This is a genomic window from Novosphingobium sp., assembly GCF_049240505.1.
Classification (GTDB): Bacteria; Pseudomonadota; Alphaproteobacteria; order Sphingomonadales; family Sphingomonadaceae; genus Novosphingobium.
The window spans coordinates 1-7,350 of sequence record NZ_JBMLSM010000077.1 but is presented as its reverse complement, the minus strand read 5'-3'; the positions used below and the strand labels follow the sequence as shown (position 1 = coordinate 7,350).

9 protein-coding genes are annotated in these 7,350 nt (G+C 59.7%); 2 read left to right on the top strand and 7 right to left on the bottom strand.

Features of this window, described 5'->3' with window-relative positions:
- Both ACOVQ0_RS06385 and ACOVQ0_RS06380 read left to right on the top strand, forming a co-directional pair.
- Positions 1–366 (top strand): OmpA family protein (locus tag ACOVQ0_RS06385; RefSeq protein ID WP_421881680.1); only part of this gene is annotated, 366 nt, incomplete at its 5' end.
- A 93-nt stretch (positions 367–459) separates the two neighbouring features.
- The gene (locus ACOVQ0_RS06380) at positions 460–1,011 is read left to right on the top strand and encodes a superoxide dismutase family protein (protein WP_421881677.1); all 552 of its coding nucleotides are present in this window, start codon (positions 460–462) and stop codon (positions 1,009–1,011) included.
- Positions 1,012–1,021: 10 nt separating this feature from the next.
- Here the strand turns inward: ACOVQ0_RS06380 and ACOVQ0_RS06375 are convergent, their stop codons facing one another.
- The 7 genes from ACOVQ0_RS06375 to ACOVQ0_RS06345 form a co-directional block, all read right to left on the bottom strand.
- On the bottom strand, positions 1,022–2,617 hold the full coding sequence (locus tag ACOVQ0_RS06375) for a spinster family MFS transporter (protein WP_421881674.1): 1,596 nt from the start codon (positions 2,615–2,617) through the stop codon (positions 1,022–1,024).
- Positions 2,589–3,290, bottom strand: coding sequence for a 7-cyano-7-deazaguanine synthase QueC (gene queC, locus ACOVQ0_RS06370; RefSeq protein WP_421881672.1), 702 nt, complete (start codon positions 3,288–3,290; stop codon positions 2,589–2,591). Before queC ends, ACOVQ0_RS06375 begins: the two co-directional genes overlap by 29 nt.
- Before the next feature lie 67 nt (positions 3,291–3,357).
- Positions 3,358–3,729 carry a DUF3617 domain-containing protein gene (locus tag ACOVQ0_RS06365; protein ID WP_421881670.1) on the bottom strand — a complete coding sequence of 124 codons (372 nt, stop codon included), beginning with the start codon at positions 3,727–3,729 and terminating at the stop codon, positions 3,358–3,360.
- Between the two features lie 201 nt (positions 3,730–3,930).
- Positions 3,931–4,791, bottom strand: coding sequence for an Hsp33 family molecular chaperone HslO (locus tag ACOVQ0_RS06360; protein ID WP_421881683.1), 861 nt, complete (start codon positions 4,789–4,791; stop codon positions 3,931–3,933).
- Positions 4,792–4,848: 57 nt separating this feature from the next.
- A complete protein-coding gene (argF, locus tag ACOVQ0_RS06355) occupies positions 4,849–5,775 on the bottom strand; it encodes an ornithine carbamoyltransferase (RefSeq protein ID WP_421881668.1) in 927 nt (308 codons plus the stop codon).
- The gene (locus ACOVQ0_RS06350) at positions 5,772–6,965 is read right to left on the bottom strand and encodes an aspartate aminotransferase family protein (RefSeq protein ID WP_421881665.1); all 1,194 of its coding nucleotides are present in this window, start codon (positions 6,963–6,965) and stop codon (positions 5,772–5,774) included. The genes argF and ACOVQ0_RS06350 overlap by 4 nt, the downstream gene beginning before the upstream one ends.
- 178 nt (positions 6,966–7,143) lie before the next feature.
- On the bottom strand, positions 7,144–7,350 hold a 207-nt coding region (locus tag ACOVQ0_RS06345; protein WP_421881662.1), incomplete at its 5' end, for a cold-shock protein.

The window sequence follows — 7,350 nt, the reverse complement described above, 5'->3', positions numbered from 1 at the left end:
CCGCCGGCTCCGGTCTGCAACAAGGGTCCGTACATCGTGTTCTTCGACTGGGATAAGTCGGACATCACGCCGGAAGCTGCTACCATCCTCGACAACGCGGTCACTGCCTATGGCAACTGCGCCAGCGTTCCGATCATGCTTGCCGGTTATGCTGACCGTTCGGGCACCGCGAAGTACAACCAGGGCCTTTCGGAGCGTCGTAACACGTCGGTCCGCTCGTACCTGAGTTCGCACGGCATCCCGGATGGCTCGATCACGACCCAGGCGTTCGGCGAAAACAACCCGCGTGTTCCTACCGCGGACGGCGTTCGCGAACTCCAGAACCGTCGCGTGGAAATCACCTACGGTCCGGGTTCGGGCATGTAATTTTCGACTTTGTCGAAAATCTGAACGAGGGGTCGGAGAAATCCGGCCCCTTTTTCGTTATGGTCCCCGTGAACACCTGCACGGAGATTCCAAATGTTTTCAAAGCGCGCATCAATCGCAATTTCTGCCGCTATTTCTGCGCCATTCCTGCTGGTAGCTTGCGCCACGCCGGGAACAGAGAATGCAACAGAGAAGTTCGCACAAGCGACGCTCCTTGACGCGTCAGGCAAGCGTATTGGTGAAGCAACGCTGATCGCAAACGGCGGGGCTATTCAGCTCGCAGCGGAAGTCGCCGGTCTCTCACCAGGCGATCACGGGATTCACCTTCATACCACCGGCAAATGCGATGCTCCCGGATTCACCACCGCAGGCGGGCACCTCAATCCATCAGCCCATAAACACGGCATGATGAATGCGGCAGGCCCGCACATGGGCGATCTTCCGAACATTACCGTAAAACCCGATGGCACAGGCAGCATCCTGACAGACTTGACCGGCCAATCAGAAGACCTCAGAGCCGCAATCTTTGATGCGGACGGGAGTGCCATCGTCGTCCATGCCGGACCTGATGATTACAAGACCGACCCCGCCGGCAATAGCGGTGGCCGCATTGCGTGCGGCGTGCTTGCCGTTATCACCCCCTGATACGTTGGCATCAAATCGCTTCTCCGGCTGCGCGCGCACGGCTTTCCAAGCTGGACTGCGCCGCCGGGACCGACTTGATCGCCACCATCAGCAGCACGATCCCGATAGGAACGGTGACGAGCGTTGACAGCACGCCTGTAGCCAGATCGTCGCCGCTGGTGGCGGACACGTATCCCGCCATGAATGGTCCGAGCGCCAGTCCGACAAGCGTCGTCGCCAGAAAGAACGTGGCGGTGGCGGTGCCACGCATTCGGGGAAGAACCAGCAACTGGCTGGTTGCAGCAGCACCGCCCAAAGCGCTGCTGGACATGATATGCGCGATAAAGGAATAGATCACGAAGGCCGTAAAGGACTCCGTGGTATAAGCGCCAACCAACGGTGCAATCGGCGCTAGCAGTCCGAAAAGCGTGACGTAAAGTCGACCGGCTGGTCCGCGTGCGAACAAAGCGTCGGCAATGCGACCACCTATGATCACCCCCAGAAAGCCAGCGAGCGCCCCCGTCCCGCCGATCGTCAGCCCAAGGTCGGCTTTGGCAATGCCAAAAACGCGCTCCGCATAGGGAGCGCCCCAATAGGACGACGCATAAGACACAAAGGCGACCATGCCGTACCCCAGCGTGGTGCACAGAAACGCCGGGGTTCCCCATATCAACCGGAAAGTCGGCAGGTCATGCGCTCTGAGTGCCGTGGCCCAGCTATAGACCGCATAGATGCCTACCCCGAGAAAAACCCACTGCTGCAAAGTGGACCGGCCCAGCACGAGTGACAACCCATAGGCTATCGTCGCGATCACAGCAGCGGCGAGCAGGTTCAGCGCCAGTGCGGACGGTCCGCGCCGTGCCGCGCCGATCAATGTGAACGGAGGAATGACGTTCAACAATTCGGCAGCAAAGCCCTTGAAGGGTTGCGGAGATCCCGGCGTAATCAGTCCATCGATCGCGCCGCGCACCGGTTCGCGCAAGGTCATCACCACAAGCGCCAGCAGCAGGCCGGGCAGGCCCACAGCCATGAATGCCGCCTGCCAACCGACCAGTCCCAGCGGACCTCCGCCGGGATAGGCAGCATTCCATGCTTCAAGGATATGGCCGCCGATGAACAGCGAAAGACCGCCGCCAAGGAACAGACCTGAAGAATAGATCGCCAAAGCTGTGGCGCGAAGGCGCTGCGGGAAGTAGTCCGAGATGAGCGAATAGGCTGCAGGGCTGGCCGTTGCCTCCCCCACACCGACACCAATCCGTGCCACCGTCAACTGCGCGCCCGATTTCGAAAGGCCTGAAACGGCGGTCATGACCGACCACACGGCAAGCCCGAAGCTCATCAGCCTGACGCGGTGCCAACTGTCGGCGAGGCGTCCCAGCGGTATGCCAAATAGCGAATAGAAAACGGCGAAGGCAGTTCCATAGAGGAAGCCCAGGTCAGCATCGGTAAGCGATAGATCTCGCTTGATATCGTTCGCGAGGATCGAGAGAATCTGCCGGTCGACAAAATTCAGGATATAGACAAGCACCAGGATGCCCAGCACGTACCAACTGTACGCCGAGACCTCCTGCGGGGGCTGCGAGGCTGGCGCGGTGCCGCTATTGTCCGCCGTACCGGGTTCCGTCATTCAGACCTGCCTCTTCAAATCCTGCGCGCCTGAGACGACAACTGTCGCACACGCCGCAGGCTCTCCCATCCGGTAGGGGATCGTAGCAAGACCAACTTTGTCCGGTATCAAGCCCCAGTCGCGCTGCTTCGCGCGCGATCTCTGATTTTTTCAAATGCTGCAGCGGTGCGTGAACCGTCACGGTACCGCCCTCACTTCCGAACTTGGTTGCTATACGAGCGAGGCTTTGAAAGCCTTCTACGAACTCGGGCCGGCAATCGGGATAGCCAGAATAGTCGAGCGCATTGACGCCGATGAAAAGGTCTTTCGATCCCGCCGCTTCAGCCCATGCCAACGCTATCGACAGAAACACCAGATTGCGTGCCGGGACGTATGTCACCGGGATATCATCTCCCAAACCATCCTTGGGCACGGCGACGTCATCGGTCAGCGCTGACCCACCGAATTGGCGGAGATCCAGCGGCAGTACGACATGTCGGGTCACGTCAAGCCGCTCAGCAATAGATCGCGCGGCATCCAGTTCAATTCGATGGCGCTGATTGTAATCGATGGTAAGGGCCGCGACGCGAAAGCCCTGCTCCTGCGCCAGCGCAGCACAAACCATTGAATCAAGGCCGCCTGAGAGAAGGACAACGGCTAGCGGCTTTTCGATTTCAGTAGAACTTTCGACCATCTCCACCGGGCTAGCCGGGCCACGGCACCGATGCAATGGTCTCGTGTGTAACTTTATACGTCAGAATTCAGCGACAGGGACCGATACGGCGCGCTTCAGCCACGAAGTTGAACGGCAAGCCGTTATCAATCCCCTGCGTTTCAAGATGAGCAAGCCGCGCATTCTCAAAGCGAACACGAGTGTGGCCATAGCCGTTGGCGGGGCAAGTATAGTGCACAGTGACCAAGCCCGGCGTATCGTCGACAACAAAGCGTCGGCACGTTTCCCGCTGATGCCTGATCTGGATAAGCTTGCGGCCATTGTCGATGCAGATCTGCACGGTGTCCGCCTCGTCACGCGCACGCACTTCCCACAGACCTGATTCCAGTCGATCAAGCATGGCAAGCGATGGCCCCTGCGCAACGCCAGATGTGGCTGCAAAGCCGCAAGCAGCGGTCAATACAAGAACGGCACCTCGGCCGAAGCGGCAATAAAAGCGAAACATTTTCGACATGGCCCAGTGTTGCACCCCAAATCGCAGCACTGCTGTGCACACGATCATTATGGTCGCATGATATCACCGCCACAGCAGCGTTGAAACGCCCCAACCGTGCGTCAAGGCGTGAAAATTACTGTCATGTTTACGATGACATGCCCAATTTCAGGGCAAATCGATGGCGAAGGCTCGAGAACAAAACGCGCAATCGACCATGATCAGGCCGTTTTCATCCTTCATCTCATCACGTTCCGGTTTACCAAAACGCGAGAGTACATCGCGGTAATGCTCGATCGTGCAGCGGCATCCACGGGTCAGTGGCAACCCGGACTCAACGCGGATTTCGCGCTCTTCGTGGAACAGTCGCCACACCATGCTTTCAAGATCAAGGTCAGGATCGACCAGTTCATCGACCTTCAACGACCCACCCAGAGCAACCACGTGCTCCCATTCCGGGTGATCCAGTTGAACGTGAAGTCTTTCTCGCCCTTCTTCGCCCTCTGGAAGGTGTTGCAGCAGCAACCCACCCACCACGCAACCGGACGGTGTGTTCTGCACCCCGATACGGATCAGCGTCGGCACCTGCTCCGATTGCAAAAAGTAGCTTTCGCAGGCCTCGGCCAGCGAACTTCCTTCCAGCGGCACCACCCCTTGGTAACGCTGGCCAGTCGCGGCAAGATCGAAGGTGATCGCCAGATAACCCTCGCCAAACAGCGAAAACAGCGAAGGCGTCGGCCCCAACTCGTCGAGCCGCGCACGATCATGCCGCACGTAACCACGCAGTTCCCCGTTGCGATAATCGCACACGAGCAGGTCGATCACCCCATCCTGCGTCTGCGCCTGCAGCGTTAGCTGCCCCTCCTGGTCCTTCAGCAGGGAGCCAAGCAACGCCGTGATAGCCAGCGCCTCAGCCATCAAGTGCCGGATCGGTGCCGGATAGGCGTGCGCCGACAGTATCGTGTCGAGAACAGGTCCTAACCGCACAGCGCGACCGCGCGCATTGCGGTCGGGCAGCGTGAAATGCATCACCCTGTCGAAACCGGTGGACGGCTGGACCTGATCACTCACGATTGGCTGGTTCCTTCAAAGCTGCCCGAACACCCAGCGCAGAACCGATTTCTGCGCATGGATACGGTTTTCGGCTTCGTCCCACACAACCGAACGCGGACCATCAATCACCGCGTCGGTCACTTCCTCGCCGCGATGGGCAGGCAGGCAATGCAGGAACAGCGCATCCGCCTTGGCCTTCGCCATCAAGGCTTCGTTTACCTGATAGGGCTCCATCGCCGCCAGCTTGGCCTCGGCATGCGCCTGCCCCATCGAAATCCACGTATCGGTCACGACAACATCCGCTCCGCGCACGGCTTCGGCCGGATCGCGCACCACGCGCACATTGGCCCCGCCAAGCTTCGCCGCCTCGATAAACGCAGCATCGCTTTCGTAGCCATCAGGCACGCCGATACGAACGTTGAACTTCATCAGCCCGGCAGCCTCGACGATCGAGTTCAGCACATTGTTGCCGTCGCCCAGCCATGCCACTTCCAGACCCGGCAGCGCTTTGCCGTGTTCGATCACGGTCAGCAGGTCGGCCATGATCTGGCAGGGATGCGAAAGGTCGGTCAGGCCGTTGATCACCGGCACCGTCGCATAGCGGGCCAGCTCCTCGACCTTGGCGTGATCATCCGTGCGCAGCATGATGGCATCGGCCATGCGGCTCAACACCCGCGCAGTATCGGCAATCGTCTCACCGCGCCCGAGTTGAGTCGTCCCCGCATCAAGGATCAGCGCTGATCCACCAAGCTGACGCATCGCCACATCGAATGAAACGCGCGTGCGGGTAGAGTTCTTCTCGAACACCATCGCCAACACGTGACCCGCCAATGGAGCATCGGCATCGACCCGTCCTTTGAAGAACCCGCTGCGCGCCGCCTTGCGGTCGATCGCATCGTTCATCATGGCGGCGATCGCGTCACCACCCGCGTCAGTCAGATTGAGAAAATGCCTGGTCATGATGCAACGGCCTCCGGCTCGTAGCTGGCGGCAGCGGCGGAAAGCCGCTCCATGAATTCGTCGATATGGCTGTCGTCAATCACCAGCGGCGGGATGACCCGCACGGTGTTGTCTCCTGCCGAAACCGTCAGCAATTGATGATTGTCCCGCATGTGCGCAACAAAAGGCCGTGGCTCGACGTTCATCATGATACCCAGCATCAGCCCACGCCCGCGCACGCCCTTGAACAGGTTGGGATAGTTACCGATAAACTGTTCGATCCACCCGCGCAGCCGCTCGCCCTTGGCACGCACCTCTGCCAGAAACGCCTCGTTGGCCACCACGTCGAGCACAGCTTCGCCCGCTGCCATTGCCAGCGGATTTCCGCCATATGTGCTGCCGTGCGTGCCTGCCACCATGCCGCGCGCGGCCTTTTCAGTGGCAAGACATGCTCCCATCGGGAAGCCGCCACCAATGCCCTTGGCAGTCGCCATCACGTCCGGCTCCACGCCATACTGTTCATAGGCATAGAGCGTACCGGTGCGCGCCACGCCGCACTGCACCTCGTCGAAGATCAGCACGAGGTCATGTTCGTCGCACAGCGCGCGCAAGCCCTTGATGAATTCGTCAGACCCATCGCGGATACCGCCTTCGCCCTGAATCGGCTCGACCAGAAAGCCTGCCGTATTCGGCCCCATCGCAGCCTTTGCGCCCTCAAGATCGTCAAAATCGACGTACTTGAAGCCTTCCAGCAGCGGCAGGAAGCCCTTGTGCATCTTTTCCTGGTTGGACGCGCTGATCGTGGCCATCGTCCGCCCGTGGAAGGCGTTCTTGAAGGTGATCAGTTCGTATTTGTGGTCATTGCCCACGGCCGAATGGTAGGCGCGCGCCGTTTTCATGGCGCACTCAACCGCTTCGGCACCCGAATTGGTAAAGAACACCGTGTCGGCAAAGGTCAGATCAACCAGCCGCTGCGCCAGATGTTCGCCCTGTGGGCTGCCATAGAGGTTCGACACGTGCATCAACGTGGCGGCCTGACGCTGAATCGCACCGATCAGATGTTCGTGCGAATGGCCCAGTAGATTCACCGCGATGCCGCTGGCGAAATCGAGATAGCGCGTCCCATCCTCGGAGATCAGATGGCAATGTTCGCCTCGCACCGGACGCACGCCGCACCGGGGGTACACGGGCATCAGCGGGGTGATCGACATAGTGCTCTCCTGTTCAGTCGGGAAATGGCCGGATGGCGGAATACAACAGACTGTCCGCCGGGAAATTCGGAAATAGAGGAATCGCAAACGACAAATGGCGGCCCCAAAAGGACCGCCATCTGTGCGCGTATGTGGTTGCAAGCCGCCGGTCAAATCACCGGAAGCGATGCAATCGGGATCAACCCTGAATCGGCACCAGGTTGACCGCCGAGTGCTTGCCTCGTCGATCGACCTCAAGGTCGAATTCCAGCTTGTCGCCCTCGTTCAGTTCACGCAGGCCCGAACGCTCTACCGCGCTGATGTGCACGAAAGCATCCGGCTGACCGTCGTCACGCGTGATGAAGCCGAAGCCCTTCATCGCGTTGAAGAACTTGACCGTGCCGGT

Bases quoted from the DNA above. Each gene is read 5' to 3' on its own strand.
- ACOVQ0_RS06380 (WP_421881677.1), top strand. From the start codon at position 460: ATGTTTTCAAAGCGCGCATCAATCGCAATTTCTGCCGCTATTTCTGCG.
- ACOVQ0_RS06375 (WP_421881674.1), bottom strand. From the start codon at position 2,617: ATGACGGAACCCGGTACGGCGGACAATAGCGGCACCGCGCCAGCCTCG.
- ACOVQ0_RS06360 (WP_421881683.1), bottom strand. From the start codon at position 4,791: ATGCATTTCACGCTGCCCGACCGCAATGCGCGCGGTCGCGCTGTGCGG.
- ACOVQ0_RS06350 (WP_421881665.1), bottom strand. From the start codon at position 6,965: ATGTCGATCACCCCGCTGATGCCCGTGTACCCCCGGTGCGGCGTGCGT.
- argF (WP_421881668.1), bottom strand. From the start codon at position 5,775: ATGACCAGGCATTTTCTCAATCTGACTGACGCGGGTGGTGACGCGATC.
- queC (WP_421881672.1), bottom strand. From the start codon at position 3,290: ATGGTCGAAAGTTCTACTGAAATCGAAAAGCCGCTAGCCGTTGTCCTT.